Genomic DNA, 18,882 nt, shown 5'->3' with positions numbered 1-18,882 from the left:
TCGAGACCATGCGCCCTGTCACCGATCTTGTCCGTGCCGAGCACCCCTTCGAGGTGGTCTCCGAGTACCAACCCTCCGGGGACCAGCCGCAGGCGATCGCCGAGCTCGCCCAGCGTCTGAACGACGGCGAGCAGGACGTGGTGCTGCTGGGCGCCACCGGCACCGGCAAATCCGCCACCACCGCCTGGCTCATCGAACAGGTGCAGCGGCCCACGCTGATCATGGCGCACAACAAGACGCTCGCCGCCCAGCTGGCCGCCGAGTTCCGCGAGCTGCTGCCCCACAACGCGGTCGAATACTTCGTCTCCTACTACGACTACTACCAGCCAGAGGCGTACGTCCCGCAGTCGGACACCTACATCGAGAAGGACTCCTCGATCAACGCCGAGGTGGAGCGACTGCGCCACAGCGCCACCAACTCCCTGCTGACCCGCCGCGACGTCGTGGTGGTCTCCTCGGTCTCCTGCATCTACGGCCTGGGCACCCCGCAGGAGTACGTGGACCGCATGGTGCAGCTCAAGCGCGGCGACGAGCTGGACCGCGATGAGCTGCTCAGCCGCTTCGTCGACATGCAGTACGACCGCAACGACATCGCCTTCGAGCGCGGCACCTTCCGGGTGCGTGGCGACACCGTGGAGATCATCCCCATGTATGAGGAGCTCGCGCTGCGCATCGAATTCTTCGGCGATGAGATCGACGCCCTGTACACCCTGCACCCGATGACGGGGGAGGTCATCCGGGAAGAGGACCACATCCACGTCTTCCCCGCCTCCCACTACGTGGCCGGCCCCGAACGGCTCGCCCGCGCGATCGGCACCATCGAGGACGAGCTCGCCGAGCGGCTTGCGGAGCTCGAAGGGCAGAACAAGCTGTTGGAGGCCCAGCGGCTGCGCATGCGCACCACCCACGATCTGGAGATGCTGCGCCAGATGGGCACCACCAACGGGGTGGAGAACTATTCCCGCCACCTCGACGGCCGCGGCCCCGGCACCCCGCCGAACACGCTGCTGGACTACTTCCCCGAAGACTTCCTGCTGGTGATCGACGAGTCCCATGTGGCCGTCCCGCAGATCGGCGCGATGTACGAGGGAGACCGCTCGCGCAAACGCACCCTGGTGGACTTCGGATTCCGCCTGCCCAGCGCGCTCGACAACCGCCCGCTGACCTTCGAGGAGTTCACCCAGCGCACCGGCCAGACCGTCTACCTCTCGGCCACGCCCGCCCAATACGAGCTGGACCGCTCCCACGGCGTGGTCGAGCAGATCATCCGCCCGACGGGCCTGGTGGACCCCGAGGTGATCGTCAAGCCCGTGAAGGGTCAGATCGATGACCTGCGCGAAGAGATCGAGCAGCGCGTCCAGCGCGATGAACGCGTCCTGGTCACCACCCTCACCAAGCGCATGGCCGAGGACCTCACCGACTTCCTGCTGGAGAACGGGGTGCGCGTGCAGTACCTCCACTCCGATGTGGACACCCTGCGCCGCGTGGAGCTGCTGCGCTCCCTGCGGCTGGGGGAGTTCGACGTCCTGGTGGGCATCAACCTGCTGCGCGAGGGCCTGGACCTGCCGGAGGTGTCCCTCGTGTCGATCCTCGACGCCGACAAGGAAGGCTTCCTGCGCTCACGCACCTCCCTCATCCAGACCATCGGCCGGGCGGCGCGTAACGTCTCCGGCCAGGTCCACATGTACGCCGACACGATCACCGACTCGATGCAGGAGGCGATCGACGAGACCAACCGCCGCCGCGAGAAGCAGATCGCGTACAACACCGAGCACGGCATCGACCCCACGCCGCTGCGCAAACGCATCGCGGACGTCACCGACATGCTGGCCCGCGAGGACATCGACACCGAAACGCTCATGGCCACCGACTACCGCGCCGGGAAGGAGGGGCGGGACCGGGTGCGCCGCGACGAGGCCCGCGCCCATGCGCTCGATGCGATCAGCGGCCGCGAAGTGGACCTCGGCGATGACCCCGTCGGTGCTCTCACCGGGATGATCGACGAGTTGACCGCCCAGATGCACCAGGCCGCCGAATCCCTGCAGTTCGAGGTTGCGGCGCGGCTGCGCGATGAGGTGCAGGAGCTGAAGAAGGAGCTGCGGGCGGTGCAGCGGTCCTGAGCCGATCACGACGAGGCGCGGGCGGGCTCTGGGCGCCGCGCTGACCGCCGGGCACCGGCTGCGCCGGGTCTGGTGGCGGGTGCGCTGGCCGCGCACCTTCGGAGTGAAGGTGCTGCTGCACCACCCCGAGCTGCGCGAGGCCCGGTGGCTGCGCACCGATCTCGCGGACGTCCCGGATGGGGCGCCCCTCTCGCGCTGGCTGCGGATCGCGCTCAGCCCTCCGGATCCGCCGCGCGCTCCCAGCTCTCGACCGGACCCGGCACCACGGTGAACAGCGGATGCACCGTCGGCGCGGAATGCGCTGCGGTGAGCGCCTCACTCCCGGGACTGCGCTGCGCGAGCTTGGCGAGCAGATGACGCCATTCCAGGTCGACCTGTCCCCGGGTCACGGGGATCCGTGGCACGCCGGCTGCGGCATCCGTCGGCGCGTAGCCGGTGAGCTCCTCGGGGCGGCGGTCGATCCGCGAGAGGTCGAAGCGGTAGCCGCGAGCGGTCGCCTCCCGGGCGAGCACCTCGAGGTAGGTGCCCACGGCATCGAGCGGGGCGGGCTGGGCCCGGAACCGTTCGAGCTGCGGGTGGGAGCGGTACCCGCGAGTGCGCCCGGCGAGCACGGCCTGCGCCAGCAGCGATTCCCGCCAGCAGCCCGTGAGGCCCTGGCGGTCGAGGTGGCGGGGGTGCAGTGACCAGAGGCGCATCGGTCCATCCTCCCTCATCTGCCGAGGCACGGTCGAAGGTCACCCCCGGGCACCGACGATCGTCGTCCGTCGCCCGATAGCGTAGAGGGCACGCCACGCCCCGTGGCGCGCGGCTGGGCCCGCGGCGAGAGAAGGAGGACCCCGTGACACAGTCCCAGCGCTCCCGCATCGTGTCCCTGGTCGTCGGCACGGCTGCCGCGTCCGGCCTCGGGATGATCCCTGTGCACCGTCTCCCGCGCCTGGTGCGCGCTGGCTATGTCGTGCTCCCTGCGGTGCTGACCACCGGCGTCAGCCTCCTGGCGCAGCAACGGCGCCGGGACCTGTCGGCCGAGGACGAGCCGAGTGCTCACGCCCTGCGGCCGCCGACGGGGCTCGAGACCGCGCTCTCGCTCGCCCTCGGCGGCCTGATGGCCGGGGCGGGTGTGGCGGGTCTGCGACTGGACCGCGGGGCAGAGAGCTTCCTCCGGCGCCGCGGCGTACCCGCGCCGCGCGTCTGGATCGGCCTCGCCACCGGCGCGGTGACCCTGGCCTCGACCCTGCTCGACGAGCGAGGCTCCGCGCCGGGCACCACGTCGACGCAGGCGCGAGTCCTCGCCCTCCTGACCCGCGAGGATCCGATGGGCCTCGCCCCGGGCACGGACGGCATGCCCGAGGACGAGTACGAGCCTGAGGCGCAGTCGATCGCGGAGCTGCTGGACACCGGTGTCGCGCCCACGGCGGCACAGCTCGACGAGCTCTGGGAGCACTGGTTCTCCGAGCCGCTCAGCCCGCTGCTGGGCGCTCGACGCATGGACTCCCTGCTCGAGGAGCTCGCCGCGCTGGCCCCTGAGGATCCCGGCGCGTAGTACCCGCGGCGTCCCGGGGGAGCAGGTCCTCAGCGAAGAGCTCGACGAGGAGCAGATGGTCGAGCGTATCCTCGCAGACCTCGCACGGCACGCATCTCGATCCTGCCGTCATCCCGAGTACGCCGGCGCGCCTCGCGCACCGCGGGCACGTCCAGCGCCGTGACGGTGGGGATCAGCCCGATGGTGAGGGGCCCGCAGATCACCCCGACGGCGGCGGCCTCGGTGGCGGCACGTCCGCACCCGCGTGAAGTCTCCCGGGCAGAACGGTTCACGAGAACGCGGATTCGGATCCCTCAAGTACGAACGGCTCTACCGAGAAGAGATCCACGACTCCCTGGAGCTGACCTGCTACTCCGAGGAGTACAGGCTGGAGTACAACACGGTGCGGCCCCACGAGGCCATCGCCTGGAACCGGCCCCTGGACGTCCACCTTGGGCACGCCAGCCCCGACACCCCCAACTTTGCTGGCCCCATAATCCTGCCAACAACGTGACACGGGACAGCGCCATTGTGCACGGACCCTCACGCCTCGCCCGTGGGTTCGAGGGTGGACGCACCGCCGTGCTCGTGGGCGCTGGTAAGAGGATGCTGAGCATCGACCTCTTGACGTCATGGCGTACAATATTCTGTACGTATGTGATGTGTAGGTGACAGCTGGAAGGAGTCCCCGATGCAGACCATGAGCTATAGCGAGTCTCGGGCACGGTATGCCGAGGTGCTCGATCGAGTCGTCGATGACCGTGAGGAGGTCGTGATCACCCGGTCCGGTCGTGAGTCCGCGGTCATCGTGTCGCTCGAGGACTACCAGTCGCTGCGCGAGACGGCGTATCTCCTTCGCTCGCCCGCCAATGCCCGGCGGCTGCTCACGGCGATGGAGGAGCTCGAGCGCGGCGAGGGGACGGTCCGAGATCTGATCGACGAGGAGTGACATGCCTCTGGTGTGGAGCGAGGCTGCCTGGGAGGACTACCTGTGGTGGCAGGCGCAGGACCGCCGCGTGCTGAAAAGGATCAACCTCCTCCTGCGGGACATCAGCCGTAACGGCAACGAGGGCATCGGAAAGCCGGAACCCCTGAAGCACGACTTCGCCGGGTATTGGTCACGGCGTATTACCGACGAACATCGCCTCGTCTACAAGATCGCGGGCGAAGACATCCGCATCGCCGCCTGCCGCTATCACTACGGCTGAACCGCTCACACCTCGCCGGCGTGCTCGGTGACGGTGAGGTCCAGCGGGAAGTCGATCGCGCTACCGGGGAAGAGCAACCGTCCCGCGGCGTCGGCGCTCTCGCGGATCGCCGCGGCCGCAGCCTCGGCCTGTTCGGCGGGGGCGTGGACGATCACCTCGTCGTGCAGGAAGTACGCCAGGTGTGCGCGGGGGGCGAACACCGGTCCCGAGGCGCCGGCCCGCTCGTCGGGGGCGACCTCAGGGAGCTGCGCGAGCCGCAGCCGCAGCGCCGCCATCCAGGACAGCGCCCATTCCGCGGCGGTGCCCTGCACCACGAAATTGCGGGTGAACCGGCCGCGGTCGCGGGCCGAGCGACGAGCCCGCTCCTGCTCGCCGGCGCCCGCGTCGGGACCGTTCGCGGAGCGCTGCGCCTGCACCCAGCCGGGCTCGGGGGCGGGGGAGGAGCGGCCGAGCCAGGTCGTGACCGTCCCGCCGCGCTCCCCGGTCGCAGCCGCGCCGTCCACGAGCGCCATCGCCTCGGGGAAGGTGCGGCGGAGCCGAGGCACGACGCGACCGCTGTCCCCGGTGGTCCCGCCGTACAGGGCGCCGAGCACCCCGATCTTCGCCTCCTGTCGGCTCGCGACCACGCCCGCCTCGACGATGCCCGAGTAGAGGTCCTTCCCGGCCGCCGCCTCGATCATCGCGCGATCGCCGGACATCGCCGCGAGCACCCGCGGCTCAAGCTGCGAGACATCGGCGCTGACCAGCAGCCAGCCAGGATCGGCACGGAGCGCGGGCCGCAGCCGACGCGGGATCTGCAGCGCCCCACCGCCGCTGGAGGTCCAGCGCCCGGTGACCACGCCGCCCGGCACGTAGACGGGCCGGTAGCGGCCCTCCCGCACCCACTCGTCCAGCCACGTCCAGCCGTTGGCGGTCAGCAGGCGGGACATCTTCTTGTACCGCAGCAGCGGCCCGATCGCGGGATGCTCGTGCTCCTGCAGCTCCCACTGGGAGGTGGAGGAGACGTCGATGCCGGCGCGGTGCAGGGCGCGCAGCAGCTTCGGCGGCGAGTCCAGCGACACGGTCGGGTCCCCGAGGGCGGTGCGCACCTCGGCGGCGACCTGCGCCATCTGCGCGGGGAGCGTCCCGGGGGAGGGGCGCGGCCCCAGGGCCTCGGTGAGGATCCGGTCGTGCTCGGCCACGTCCCAGGGGATCCCCGCCGCCTGCAGCTCGGCCGCGATCAGTGCCCCGGCGGATTCCGCCGCCAGCAGCAGGCGCAGCCGCGCCGGGTCCTCGGCGCTCGCGATCGCCGAGAGCTGCCGCTCGAGCTCCGCACAGGTCTCTTCGATCCCGTCGGGCACGCCGTGGGCGGCCGATGGCCGGGCGTCGAGGTCGAAGAGGGTCGCGCCGAGGTCGCGTCGCGTCTCCTCCGGCTCGAGCTGTGTGTCCCACCCCGTCGCCTCGCGCAGAGGACCGGGCTCCGTCACCAGCTCGGAATGGCGCAGGATCCGGTGCACCAGGCGCAGGTCGTGGCAGCGCTCGAGGGTGACCCCGGCCCCGAGCAGACGCGGGTACCAAGCGGTGGCGTCGCTCCAGACCCAGCGCGGCCGGTGCGCGGCCTCGAGCTCAGCGACGAGGGAGGGGAGCTCCTGGACGGCGCGGGTCCGCTCGCCGAGGGCGGAGCCGTCGGCCGCGAGCTCGCGCAGCACGACCGCTCCGCCCGCCGCGCGGCCGAGCACGCACCGCGCCGGGGCGGGCGCGGCGGCGCCCGACGGGGGAGAGGTCACCATCCCCGCTCGCGCCACGCAGGCAGGGACCCGCGCTCCGCGCCGAGCGTCGTGTCATCCCCGTGCCCCGGATACACCCAGGTCGAATCCTCCAGGCGGTCGAAGATCCGCTGCTCCACATCATCGATGAGCTGCGCGAAGTCCTCGGGGCCGCTCGTCTTGCCCACGCCGCCGGGGAACAGCGAGTCCCCGGTGAACAGGTGATCGCCGTCGGCCCCGCCGCGGTAGAGCACGGCGACCGAGCCCGGGGTGTGGCCGCGCAACGCGATGATCTCCAGCTCCACCTCGCCGACGCGCAGCACATCCCCGTCGGCCAGCTTTTCGTCGATCCGCACCCCCGTCTGCTCGGTGATCGCCGTCGCGTCCGCGGCGCCCGCTGCCGTGCGCGCCCCCGTCGCCTCCACGATCGGAGCGAGCGCCCCCACATGGTCGTGATGCTGATGCGTGGTCAGCACCATGTCCACGGCATTGTGCTCCGAGCCCGCGGCGATCATCCGCCGCAGTGCATCCGGATCCGCCGCCGCATCGATCAGCAACTGCGCCCCGCTCGACCGACAGGTCAGCAGATAGGCGTTGTTGTCCATGGAGCCGACGGAGAGCTTGCGGATCTGCAGATGCTCGAGGTCGCGGGCGACGGGCTCGCCGCCCGGCTCAACATGTCCGGTGTACTCGTGATCAGCCATGACCCCAGTATGAGTCCCACCCCACGTCCGAACAACTGTTCGATGTGGGGGTGCGCCCCTAGGATGGCCCGGTGACTGATTCCCTGGTAGTGCGTGGTGCACGCGAGCACAACCTGCAGAACATCGACATCGACATCCCCCGCGGAAAGCTCGTGGTGTTCTCCGGCCTGTCCGGCTCCGGCAAGAGCTCCCTGGCCTTCGACACCATCTTCGCCGAAGGTCAGCGTCGCTACGTCGAGTCCCTCTCCAGCTACGCCCGCCAGTTCCTGGGGCAGATGGACAAGCCCAGCGTGGACCTCATCGAAGGCCTGTCCCCAGCGGTATCGATCGACCAGAAGTCCACCAACCGCAACCCGCGCTCCACCGTCGGCACCATCACCGAGATCTACGACTACCTGCGCCTGCTGTTCTCCCGCACCGGCCAGCAGCATTGCCCCACCTGCGGGGAAGCGGTCTCCTCCACCTCCGCTGAGCAGATCGTGGACATCCTCCTCGAAGAGAACGAGGGCACCCGCTTCCAGCTGCTCGCCCCCGTGGTGCAGGGCCGCAAGGGCGAGCACGCGGACCTGCTGAGCTCCCTGCGCTCCCAGGGCTACGCCCGCGCCCGCGTGGACGGCACCAACCGCCGCCTGGATGAGGACATCACCCTCGACAAGCGCTACAAGCACACCATCGAGGTGGTCGTGGATCGCCTGGCCGTCAAGCCCGATGCCCGCCGTCGCCTCACCGACTCCGTGGAGACCGCGCTGCGGCTCGCCGAGGGCATCCTCGTGGCGGACTTCGTGGACCTCGACTCCGAGGACCCCGGCCGGGAACGTCGCTTCTCCGAAAAGCGCGCCTGCCCGAACGGCCACACCCTCGCGATCGACGACATCGAACCGCGCACCTTCTCCTTCAACGCCCCCTACGGCGCCTGCCAGGAATGCACGGGCCTCGGCCAGCGCCTCGAAGTCGACCCCGAACTGGTCATCCCCGATGAGGACCTCTCGCTCGCCGACGGTGCGATCGTCCCCTGGACCATGGGGCACTCCGACCACCACCAGGAGGTCATGGCTGGCCTGGCCGAGGAGCTCAGCTTCTCGATGGACACCCCGTGGCGGGCCCTGCCGCAGCGCGCCCGGCACGCCCTGCTGCACGGCAAGGACTTCAAGGTCCACGTCAAGTACCGCAACCGCTTCGGCCGGGAGCGCACGTACTCCACCGGTTTCGAGGGCGTCATGCACTTCCTCGAGCGTCGCCACAGCGACACCGAGTCCGACTGGGCCAAGGAACGCTACGAACAGTTCATGCGCGAGGTCCCCTGCCCCGCCTGCCAGGGCGCCCGCCTGCGGCCCGAGGTGCTGGCCGTCACCGTCGGCGGGAAGTCCATCGCCGAAGTCTGCGAGATGTCCATCGCCGACGCCCTCGCCTTCGCCGAGAACCTCGAGCTGGGCGTACGGGAGAAGGTGATCGCCGATGAGGTGCTGCGCGAGATCCGCTCGCGCCTGGGTTTCCTGCTCGACGTGGGCCTGGACTACCTGACCCTCGCGCGCGCCGCCGCGACCCTCTCCGGCGGCGAGGCGCAGCGCATCCGGCTCGCTACCCAGATCGGATCGGGCCTGGTGGGCGTGCTGTACGTGCTCGATGAGCCCTCGATCGGCCTGCACCAGCGTGACAACGAACGCCTCATCGCCACGCTCGAACGGCTGCGGGACCTGGGCAACACCCTCATCGTCGTCGAGCACGACGAGGACACCCTCGAAGCTGCCGACTGGATCGTGGACATCGGCCCCCTGGCCGGCGAGCACGGCGGCCGCGTGGTCCACTCCGGGCCCGTCGCCGAGCTCAAGCGCAACCCCGACTCCCTCACCGGGCGCTACCTCTCCGGGGAGCTCACGATCCCGCTGCCGAAGACGCGCCGCCCGGTCCAGAAGGACCGCATGCTCACCGTGGTGGGTCCGCGCGCCAACAACCTCACCGGACAGGACGTCTCCTTCCCCCTCGGCGTGCTGACGGCCGTCACCGGCGTCTCCGGCTCGGGGAAGTCGTCCCTGGTCAATGAGGTCCTTTACAAGGTCCTCGCCAAGGAGCTGAACCGCGCCCGCATCCTCCCGGGCAAGCACAAGCGCGTCACGGGCCTCGAGCACCTGGACAAGGTGGTGCATGTGGACCAGTCGCCCATCGGCCGCACCCCCCGCTCCAACCCCGCCACCTACACCGGCGTGTGGGACCGGGTGCGCACCCTGTTCGCCCAGACCCACGAAGCGAAGGTGCGCGGCTACACCGCCGGACGCTTCTCCTTCAACGTCAAGGGCGGGCGCTGCGAGGCCTGCTCCGGTGACGGCACGTTGAAGATCGAGATGAACTTCCTGCCCGACGTGTACGTCCAGTGCGAGGTGTGCAAGGGACAGCGCTACAACCGCGAGACCCTCGAGGTGCACTTCAAGGACAAGAACGTTGCCCAGGTACTGGACATGTCCATCTCCGAGGCCCTCGAGTTCTTCGATGCCGTCCCCGCCATCCGCCGCCAGCTGCAGACCCTCGTGGATGTGGGGCTCGGCTACGTGAAGCTCGGCCAGTCCGCCACCACCCTCTCCGGCGGCGAGGCGCAGCGCGTGAAGCTCTCCTCCGAACTGCACAAGCGCTCGAACGGCCGCACCATCTATGTGCTCGATGAGCCCACCACGGGCCTGCACTTCGAGGACGTACGCAAATTGCTCGAGGTCCTCGGCGGGCTCGTGGACAAGGGCAACTCCGTGATCGTCATCGAGCACAACCTCGATGTCATCAAATCCGCCGACCACGTCATCGACCTGGGCCCCGAGGGCGGCGCCGGCGGCGGGCAGATCGTCGCCACCGGCACCCCCGAGCAGGTGGCGGCGGTGGAGGGCTCCTACACCGGCCAGTTCCTGGCCCGTATGCTCGCCGGGCGCGGCGCTGAGGGCTGACCGCAGCCATGGCAGATCCCGCGACCTACCGTCCCGCGACCGGCTCCATCCCCACCCGCCCGGGGGTGTACCGGTTCCGCGACGAGCACGGCCGCGTCATCTACGTGGGCAAGGCGAAGAGCCTTCGCCAGCGTCTGACCAGCTACTTCCAGGACCTCTCCGCGCTGCATGAGCGCACTCGGCGGATGGTCACCACGGCCGCGAGCGTGGAATGGACCGTGGTGAGCACCGAGGTGGAGGCCCTCACCCTCGAGTACACGTGGATCAAGGAGTACGACCCGCGGTTCAACGTCAAGTTCCGTGACGACAAGTCTTACCCGTACCTCGTGATCACGATGGGGGAGCGGGTGCCGCGGGTGCACATCACCCGTCGGCCCCGCGCCAAGGGTGACCGCACCTTCGGGCCCTACCCGCAGGTGGGCGCGATCCGCGAGACCCTGGACCTCATGCTGCGGGTGTTCCCCATCCGCTCCTGCAGCGCCGGCGTGTACCGCCGGGCCGAACGCTCCGGCCGCCCCTGCCTGCTGGGTTTCATCGGCAAATGCTCCGCTCCCTGCACCGGAGAGATCTCCGAGGACGAGCACCGCCAGCTCGCCGAGCAGTTCGGCGACTTCATGGCCGGGAACACCCAGAAGTACACCCGCCGCATCGAACAGCGCATGCGCGCGGCCGCCGCCGCCCTCGACTTCGAGACCGCCGCGACCCTGCGCGATGACCTGCAGGCCCTCACCACCGTCATGGAGAAGAACTCCGTGGTGCTCTCCGACGCCACGGACGCGGACCTGATTGCTCTCGCCCAGGACGAGCTGGAGGCCTCGATCCAGGTGTTCCACGTGCGCGGCGGCCGGATCCGCGGTCAGCGCGGTTGGACCGCGGAGATCCTCGATGAATCCACCGCCCCGGACCTCATCGAACGTGCCCTGACCGTGCTGTACACCGACGCCGACGCGCCCCGCGAAGTGCTCGTCCCGGTCCTGCCCAGCAACCGCGCACAGCTCCAGGAGCTGCTGGGCCCGCGCGTGGATCTGCGTGTCCCGCAGCGCGGCGAGAAACGAGACCTGCTGGCCACCGTGGGGGAGAACGCCCAGGAGGCCCTGCGGCTGCACCGCCTGAAACGCACCGGCGACCTCACCGCCCGCACCAAGGCCCTCGAGGACCTGGGGGAGGCGCTGGGACTGGATGAGCCGCCGCTGCGCATCGAATGCTTTGACATCTCCCACTCCCACGGCACGAACGTCGTCGGCTCCCAGGTGGTGTTCGAGGACGGGCTGCCCAAGAAGAGCGAATACCGCCGCTACTCCGTGCGCGGCGAGGCGGCGCGCGATGACACCGCCTCGATGTACGACGTCATCTCGCGGCGCCTGCGCCACCATCTCGACCCGCCCGAGCAGACCGAGGAGGAATCGCGCCGCTTCGCCTACCCGCCCGCGCTGATCCTCGTCGACGGCGGGCCGCCCCAGGTCGCCGCCGCCCAGCGGGCCTTTGACGAGCTCGGCATCACCGATATCGCCCTGGCCGGGATCGCCAAGCGCCTCGAAGAGATCTGGCTGCCCGGCGAGGACTACCCGATCATCCTGCCGCGCACCAGCGAAGCCCTGTTCCTCGTGCAGCGCCTGCGCGATGAGGCCCACCGTTTCGCCATCACCTACCACCGCACCAAGCGCGGCCGCGCCATGCAGGCCAGCGCCCTGGACGGCATCCCGGGCCTGGGACCGGCCCGGCGCCGCGCCCTCCTGGACCGCTTCGTGACCGTGCGCGCGATCCGCGAGGCCGAGGTCGAAGAGCTCACCGACGTGCCGGGGATCGGGCCTGCGCTCGCCCAGCAGATCAGCACCGCGCTACGATCCCAGCAGGCCCCGGAGGCCACCACCTCCGCGGATACCGCCGCGGACGGGGCGTCCGAGGTCGCGGTCAACACCGCCACCGGCGAGATCCTCGATCCCTGAGCGACCGCACGAGCACCCCGCCATCGAGCCCGCCACCGAGAAGGAGCACACGTGTCCCACGGGAGCGAGAATTCCAGCGCACCGCCGCAGGGCGACGTCGTGATCATCACGGGCCTGGCCGGCGCCGGACGGGAGACCGCCGCGCACGCGCTGGAGGACATGGGCTGGTACGTCAGCTACAACATCGTCCCCCAGCTCATCCCCACCCTCTACGAGCTGCGCGCGAGCGCCGACGGGGAGGACACCCGATTCGCCGTCGTCGTGGACCCGCGCTCCGGACCGTTCTTCTCCGAACTGCCCGACGTCATCGCCGAGCTGCGGCAGGCCGAGGTGCGGCTGCGCGTGCTGTTCCTGACCGCCGATGAATCCACCCTGGTTCGCCGCTTCGACTCGGTGCGCCGCCCCCACCCCCTGCAGGGCGAGGAGGGGGTCCTCGAGGGCATCCGCCGCGAACGCGAGATGCTCGCCCCGTACCGGCGGATGGCAGACCTCGTGGTGGACACCTCCCCGCTGAACGTCCACGAGCTGACCATGAAGCTGCGCGCCGCCTTCGGCAGCCACGACGAGCAGCGCCTGACCGTCACCGTGCTGTCCTTCGGCTTCAAGTACGGCATCCCCCTGGAAGCCGACCACGTGAGCGATGTGCGCTTCATCCCCAACCCGTACTGGGTGCCCGAGCTGCGCCCCCAACGCGGCACCGACCCCGAGGTCGCCCAGTTCGTGCTGGCCGACGCCAACGGCGCGGAGTTCCTCGACCGTTACCTGGAGATGATCACACCCGTCCTGCGCGGCTACAGCGAGGAGAACAAGCACTTCACCACCCTTGCGATCGGCTGCACCGGTGGCAAGCACCGCTCCGTCGCGATCGCCGAACGCCTCGGGGAGGCGCTGCGTGCAGCCGGGCATCCGGTGCGGGTGCGTCACCGAGATCTGGGGCGCGAATGAGCATCGTGCCCCGCCCCCAGCGCCATCCCCGCCCCTCCGGTGAGCGGGCCATCGGCGGGCGCCGCAGCCGCCGGGACGACGCCCATCGGCCACCCCGCGTGGTTGCTCTGGGCGGCGGCCACGGCCTCGCTGCGAACCTGCGGGCCCTACGGCTGCTGACCGACGATCTCACCGCCATTGTCACCGTCGCCGACAACGGCGGCTCCTCCGGCCGCATCCGCACCGAGATGCCCGTGCTGCCCCCGGGGGACCTGCGCATGGCCCTCGCGGCCCTGTGCGAAGACTCCGAGTGGGGCACCATCTGGGGCGAGGTCATCCAGCACCGCTTCCGCACCGACGGCCAGCTGAACGGTCACGCCCTCGGGAACCTCCTCATGGTTGCGCTGTGGCAGATCCTCGAGGACCCGGTGGAGGGCCTGGACCAGATGGCTGAGCTGTTGGGCGCCCGCGGACGCGTTCTGCCGATGGCGCTCGAGCCGCTGGACATCGAGGCCACCGTGCGCAATGCGGACGGCACCGAACGCACCGTGAGCGGCCAGTGGCAGGTCGCCACCGCCGATGGGGAGGTCCTCGACGTGCGCCTGGACCCGCCGCGGCCGCGCGTATCCGAGGAGGTCATCGAGGCGCTCGGCCGCGCGGACTGGATCATCGTCGGCCCCGGCTCCTGGTACACCTCCGTGCTGCCCCATCTCATGATCCCCGAGATCGCCGAGGCGATCCGCACCAGCCCTGCCCGGCGCTGCATCACCGCGAACCTGTCCGTCGGCATGCAGGAAGCAGAAGGCATGACCAGCACGGACCTGCTGCGAGTGCTGACCGAGTACGCGCCCGGCTGCCGCTTCGACGCCCTCGTCGCGGACCCCACCGTCCTGCACGACTCCCTGGAGCTCGTCGACTTCGCGACGGAGATGGGAATCCGCACCCTGCTGCGACAGGTCAGCGTCGGCGACGGCCAGCCGCTCCACGATCCGGTGCGCCTGGCCGCCGCGTACCGTGACCTGTTCGACGACGTCTACGGCGATGTCCCCTCCGTTGCCCCCGCCACGGAGGACCGTCCCGCCGGGACCACCGACCCCGCATCCGAGGAGGACACCCATGGCGCTGACCGGTGAGGCCAAGGAGGAGCTCAGCCATCTGGAGATCACCCGGCCCTCGGCCCGCAAGGCCGAGGCCGCTGCGATGCTGCGCTTCGCCGGCGGGCTGCAGCTGGTGGCGGGCAAGATCGTGGTGGAGGCCGAGCTGGACTCCGCGGCGGTGGCTCGGCGCCTGCACGCTGTGATCGCCGAGATGTACGGGCACCGCGCCGAGCTCGCGGTTATGCAGCCCTCCGGCATCCGCCGCACCACCCGCTACATCGTGCGGGTCGAGCGCGAAGGCGGAATGCTGGCCCGGCAGACCGGGCTGCTGGATGCCCGCGGCCGACCCGTGCGCGGCATGCCGCCCGTCGTCGTCGGCGGGGCGATGGTCGATGCGGAAGCCGCCTGGCGCGGCGCCTTCCTGGCCCGCGGCACGCTCACCGAACCGGGTCGCTCCTCCGCCCTTGAGCTGTCCTGCCCCGGCCCCGAGGTGGCGCTCGCGATGGTCGGCGCCGCCCGTCGTCTGGGCGTCGCCTCCAAGGCCCGCGAGGCCCGCGGGGCGGACCGCGTGGTCCTGCGCGACGGCGATGCGATCTCCCTGCTGCTGACCCGGATGGGGGCGGTGCAGACGGCCCGCACCTGGGAAGAGCGCCGCTCCCGCCGCGAGGTCAAGGCCACTGCGCACCGGCTCGCGAACTTCGACGACGCGAACCTGCGCCGCTCCGCCCGAGCGGCGGTCGCCGCCGGACAGCGGGTCCAGCGGGCGCTGGAGATCCTCGGCGATGACGTGCCCGACCACCTGCGTGCCGCGGGGAATCTGCGCCTCGAGCACCGACAGGCCTCGCTCGAGGAGTTGGGGCGCCTGGCCGATCCGCCGCTGACCAAGGACGCTGTCGCAGGGCGGATCCGCCGCCTGCTCGCCATGGCGGACAAGCGCGCGGAGGAGATGGGGATCCCAGGCACCGAAGACGGGGTGGATGAGGACCATCTTCCTCCGTCGCCCGATCCGCATCATTGATAGGCTTTTGCAGGACGCCGGTCCGACCGGCGCCGTCCGAGCGTACGAGGGCGTGCGCGCCATATCCATAATTCCGCAACACCACTGCGGATCGAGGAGGAACTCGTGACCATCAAGGTCGGAATCAACGGATTCGGTCGTATCGGCCGTAACTTCCTGCGCGCCGCGCTCGAGCAGAAGGCTGACATCGAGATCGTCGGCGTCAATGACCTCACCGACAACAAGACCCTCGCGCACCTGCTGAAGTACGACTCCATCTCGGGTCGTCTGGCAGAGGAGGTCACCTACTCCGAGGACTCCATCACTGTCGGCGACATGACCTTCAAGGCCCTGGCCGAGAAGGAGCCCGCCAAGCTGCCGTGGGGCGAGCTCGGTGCCGATGTCGTCGTGGAGTCCACCGGCCGCTTCACCGACGCGACCGCCGCCAAGGCCCACATCGAGGCCGGCGCCAAGAAGGTCATCATCTCCGCTCCGGCGAAGAATGAGGACGCCACCTTCGTGATCGGCGTGAACGACGGCGACTACGACGCCGAGAAGCACCACATCGTCTCCAACGCGTCCTGCACCACCAACTGCCTGGCGCCGCTGGCGAAGGTCCTCAACGACGAGTTCGGCATCGTCAAGGGCCTGATGACCACCGTCCACGCCTACACCGCGGACCAGAACCTGCAGGACGGCCCGCACAAGGACCTGCGTCGCGCCCGCGCCGCCGCCCTGAACATCATCCCCACCAAGACCGGTGCCGCCGCGGCCGTGGCCCTGGTGCTGCCGGAGCTGAAGGGCAAGTTCGACGGCTACGCCCTGCGCGTTCCGGTCCCCACCGGCTCCGCCACCGACCTCACCTTCGAGGCCTCCCGTGAGGTCACCGTCGAGGAGATCAACGCCGCGGTGAAGAAGGCCGCCGAGGGCCCGCTCAAGGGTGTTCTGACCTACACCGAGGACCCGATCGTCTCCGCCGACATCGTCGGCGACCCGGCCAGCTCGATCTTCGACGCCGGCTGCACCAAGGTGATCGGCAACCAGGTGAAGGTCGTCTCCTGGTACGACAACGAGTGGGGCTACTCCAACCGCCTGGTGGACCTCGCCGCCCTGGTGGGCAAGTCCCTCTGATTCCCGCCTCGTCGCCCGCGACGACACGGATCATCCCGGAGCCCGTCGGACGCCACCTGCGAGGTCGGCCTCCGGCGGGCTCCGGCCCGTTCCACCGCAGGCCGCGCACAGTGCGGCCCCCATGTCAGCTGACAGCTAGGAGCACCCGGTGCTGAAGACCATCGATTCCCTCGGCGACCTGCGCGGCAAACGCGTCCTGGTCCGCGCCGATCTCAACGTCCCCCTGGACGGGACCACCATCACAGACGACGGCCGCATCCGCGCCGCCCTGCCCACCCTGACCCGTCTGGTCGAGGCCGGCGCGCGCGTCGTCGTCATCTCCCACCTGGGACGCCCCAAGGGCGCCCCTGAGGAGAAGTACTCCCTGCGCCCCGTCGTGGCGCGCCTGGGCGAACTGCTGGGCCAGGACGTCGCCTTCGCGACCGACACCGTCGGCGCCTCCGCGAAGGAGACCGTCGCGGCGCTGGCCGATGGCCAGGTCGCGATCCTCGAGAACCTGCGCTTCAACCCGGGGGAGACCTCGAAGGATGAGGCCGAGCGCCGCGCCTTCGCCGCCGAGCTCGCCGCCCTGGGCGATGCGTACGTCTCCGACGGCTTCGGCGTGGTCCACCGCAAGCAGGCCTCCGTCTACGAGCTCGCCACCGAGCTGCCGGCCGCGGCCGGAGAGCTGGTGCTGCGCGAGGTCGAGTCCCTGCGCAAGGTCACCGATGATCCGGCCCGCCCCTTCGTGGTGGTGCTCGGAGGCGCGAAGGTCGCCGACAAGCTCGCCGTGATCGACAACCTGCTGAGCAAGGCCGACCGCATCCTCATCGGCGGCGGCATGGCCTACACCTTCCAGAAGGCCCTCGGCCACGAGGTCGGCAACTCTCTGCTGGATGAGTCGAAGGTCGAGGTCGTCGCCGAGTACATGGAGCGTGCCAAGCAGCAGGGCGTGGACCTGGTGCTGCCGGTGGACACCCTGGTGGCCCCCGAGTTCTCCGCCGATGCGCCGGCCACCGCGGTCCCCGTGGATCAGATGCCCGCGGACCAGGAGGGCATGGACATCGGCCCGGAGACCGCGAAGCTCTTCGGCGAGAAGATCGCCGATGCCGCGACCGTGTTCTGGAACGGCCCGATGGGCGTGTTCGAGTTCGAGGCGTTCGCCGGCGGCACCAAGGCTGTGGCCGAGCACCTCTCGCAGGCCGAGGGGTACACCGTGGTCGGCGGCGGCGACTCCGCCTCCGCGGTCCGCAACCTGGGCTTCGACGAGTCCCTGTTCTCGCACATCTCCACCGGCGGCGGTGCGAGCCTCGAGCTGATCGAGGGCAAGGAGCTGCCGGGCATCGCGATCCTTGAGGAGGGCACCAAGTGAGCACCCGCACCCCGCTGATGGCGGGCAACTGGAAGATGAACCTCGACTGGAAGCAGGGACTGGCCCTGGTCGAGGAGCTCGGCGAGCAGCTGAAGGACGTCGACACCAGCAAGGTCGAGACCGTCGTGCTGCCCCCGTTCGTGGACATCCGCACCGTGCAGACCGCGGTCGAGGCCGGCAAGCTGCCGATCGCCTACGGCGCGCAGGACATCTCCGAGCACGAGTCCGGGGCGTACACCGGTGAGGTCTCCGGGCCGATGCTGTCGGCGCTCGGCTGCACATACGTGGCCGTCGGCCATTCGGAGCGCCGCCAGTACCACGGCGAGACCGAGCAGATCACCAACAACAAGGTCAAGGCTGCTTTCGCGGCGGGCCTCACCCCGATCCTGTGCGTCGGCGAGCCGCTCGAGGAGCGCAAGGCCGGCAAGCACGTCGAGTACACCCTCGCGCAGCTTGAGGGCGGCATCGAGGGCCTGGACGTGGAGCAGGCGAAGCAGATCGTCATCGCCTACGAGCCGGTGTGGGCCATCGGCACCGGTGAGGTCGCCACCCCGGATGACGCCCAGGAGGTGTGCGCCGCGATCCGTGAGGCGCTGCAGGCGATCTACGGCGCGGAGGTCGCCGGGGCGGTGCGCGTGCTGTACGGCGGCTCCGTGAAGTCCGCGAACGTTGCGGAGCTCATGGAGAAGCAGGATGTGGACGGCGCCCTCGTGGGCGGCGCCTCGCTCAAGGCCGAAGAGTTCGCGAAGATCGCGGGCTTCCAGGGCTGAGCTCCCTGACCCCGACGGGGCGGGCACGGCACACGCCGCGCCCGCCCTGTTTGTGTGCGCAGGGGTGCTGCGCCCCGCGCTCGCGGTGCCCTGCCGGCCCCGCGGTGCCCTGCGCCCGCCACCCCGGCGAATCCGCCGTTTTGTGGCTCTTCACATTTGAGGGTGTAGGTGGGGTCTGAAGCCGCCTGCTTCGAGGAGGCTGCGGGCGATGTAGTGGGTGAGGTTGCGGAAGCCGAGTGGATCGCCCCGGGGATGATGGAGGCAGTGAAGCCACGGAAAGGACTTCCCTGTCATGCCTGCACCACGCAAGTACCCTGACGAGCTGCGTGAGCGAGCGGTTCGTATGGTTCTCGATGCGCTCGAAGACGACCCCGGCTCCCAGCGCGGAGTCTTCCGCCGGGTCGGCGAGCAACTCGGAGTCAACTCCGAAACGCTGCGCGGCT

At 70.1% G+C, this 18,882-nt stretch carries 16 protein-coding genes; 13 read left to right on the top strand and 3 right to left on the bottom strand.

The features are described from left to right. The first annotated feature begins 8 nt into the window (after positions 1-8). Entirely contained in the window at positions 9-2,120 is a 2,112-nt protein-coding gene (gene uvrB / locus MU407_RS05580) for an excinuclease ABC subunit UvrB (protein ID WP_246956026.1), read from the top strand. 212 nt (positions 2,121-2,332) lie between these two features. On the opposite strand, the gene MU407_RS05575 is transcribed toward uvrB, so the two are convergent. Beyond that, on the bottom strand, positions 2,333-2,815 hold the full coding sequence (locus tag MU407_RS05575; protein ID WP_102235933.1) for a pyrimidine dimer DNA glycosylase/endonuclease V: 483 nt from the start codon (positions 2,813-2,815) through the stop codon (positions 2,333-2,335). A gap of 143 nt (positions 2,816-2,958) precedes the next feature. Between MU407_RS05575 and MU407_RS05570 the strand changes: the two genes are divergently transcribed. The 4 genes from MU407_RS05570 (at position 2,959) to MU407_RS05555 (ending at position 4,847) form a co-directional block, all read left to right on the top strand. Then, positions 2,959-3,660, top strand: coding sequence for a hypothetical protein (locus MU407_RS05570; RefSeq protein WP_246956024.1), 702 nt, complete (start codon positions 2,959-2,961; stop codon positions 3,658-3,660). Between the two features lie 244 nt (positions 3,661-3,904). Continuing rightward, a complete protein-coding gene (locus tag MU407_RS05565; protein ID WP_246956022.1) occupies positions 3,905-4,153 on the top strand; it encodes a transposase in 249 nt (82 codons plus the stop codon). A gap of 177 nt (positions 4,154-4,330) precedes the next feature. Continuing rightward, positions 4,331-4,588, top strand: a complete 258-nt coding sequence (locus MU407_RS05560; RefSeq protein ID WP_102235935.1) for a type II toxin-antitoxin system prevent-host-death family antitoxin — start codon at positions 4,331-4,333, stop codon at positions 4,586-4,588. Position 4,589: 1 nt separating this feature from the next. Then, complete coding sequence (locus MU407_RS05555; protein WP_102235936.1) at positions 4,590-4,847, top strand: Txe/YoeB family addiction module toxin; 258 nt, start codon at positions 4,590-4,592, stop codon at positions 4,845-4,847. A gap of 5 nt (positions 4,848-4,852) precedes the next feature. Here the strand turns inward: MU407_RS05555 and MU407_RS05550 are convergent, their stop codons facing one another. Both MU407_RS05550 and MU407_RS05545 read right to left on the bottom strand, forming a co-directional pair. Then, complete coding sequence (locus MU407_RS05550) at positions 4,853-6,616, bottom strand: bifunctional 3'-5' exonuclease/DNA polymerase (protein WP_246956020.1); 1,764 nt, start codon at positions 6,614-6,616, stop codon at positions 4,853-4,855. Beyond that, entirely contained in the window at positions 6,610-7,296 is a 687-nt protein-coding gene (locus MU407_RS05545; RefSeq protein WP_246956018.1) for an MBL fold metallo-hydrolase, read from the bottom strand. Before MU407_RS05545 ends, MU407_RS05550 begins: the two co-directional genes overlap by 7 nt. Positions 7,297-7,367: 71 nt before the next feature. Between MU407_RS05545 and uvrA the strand changes: the two genes are divergently transcribed. From uvrA to tpiA, 8 genes are all read left to right on the top strand, one after another. After that, on the top strand, positions 7,368-10,223 hold the full coding sequence (gene uvrA, locus MU407_RS05540) for an excinuclease ABC subunit UvrA (protein WP_246956016.1): 2,856 nt from the start codon (positions 7,368-7,370) through the stop codon (positions 10,221-10,223). A gap of 8 nt (positions 10,224-10,231) precedes the next feature. Continuing rightward, positions 10,232-12,169, top strand: a complete 1,938-nt coding sequence (gene uvrC / locus MU407_RS05535) for an excinuclease ABC subunit UvrC (protein WP_246956014.1) — start codon at positions 10,232-10,234, stop codon at positions 12,167-12,169. Between the two features lie 51 nt (positions 12,170-12,220). Continuing rightward, positions 12,221-13,114 carry an RNase adapter RapZ gene (gene rapZ, locus MU407_RS05530; protein WP_246956012.1) on the top strand — a complete coding sequence of 298 codons (894 nt, stop codon included), beginning with the start codon at positions 12,221-12,223 and terminating at the stop codon, positions 13,112-13,114. Continuing rightward, entirely contained in the window at positions 13,111-14,226 is a 1,116-nt protein-coding gene (locus MU407_RS05525) for a gluconeogenesis factor YvcK family protein (RefSeq protein ID WP_102235942.1), read from the top strand. Before rapZ ends, MU407_RS05525 begins: the two co-directional genes overlap by 4 nt. Continuing rightward, entirely contained in the window at positions 14,210-15,208 is a 999-nt protein-coding gene (gene whiA / locus MU407_RS05520) for a DNA-binding protein WhiA (protein ID WP_102235943.1), read from the top strand. Before MU407_RS05525 ends, whiA begins: the two co-directional genes overlap by 17 nt. Positions 15,209-15,313: 105 nt before the next feature. Next, a complete protein-coding gene (gene gap / locus MU407_RS05515) occupies positions 15,314-16,318 on the top strand; it encodes a type I glyceraldehyde-3-phosphate dehydrogenase (protein ID WP_246956010.1) in 1,005 nt (334 codons plus the stop codon). A 148-nt stretch (positions 16,319-16,466) separates the two neighbouring features. Beyond that, complete coding sequence (locus tag MU407_RS05510) at positions 16,467-17,669, top strand: phosphoglycerate kinase (protein ID WP_102235945.1); 1,203 nt, start codon at positions 16,467-16,469, stop codon at positions 17,667-17,669. Continuing rightward, positions 17,666-18,439: a triose-phosphate isomerase gene (tpiA, locus tag MU407_RS05505; protein WP_246956008.1), complete on the top strand. Its 774-nt coding sequence runs from the start codon at positions 17,666-17,668 to the stop codon at positions 18,437-18,439. Before MU407_RS05510 ends, tpiA begins: the two co-directional genes overlap by 4 nt. The last annotated feature ends 443 nt before the right edge of the window (positions 18,440-18,882 follow it).

This window comes from Brachybacterium sp. Marseille-Q7125 (genome assembly GCF_023062615.1).
Lineage (GTDB): Bacteria > Actinomycetota > Actinomycetes > Actinomycetales > Dermabacteraceae > Brachybacterium.
The sequence above is the reverse complement of the archived record's forward strand: the minus strand, read 5'-3'. Positions and strand labels throughout refer to the sequence as shown.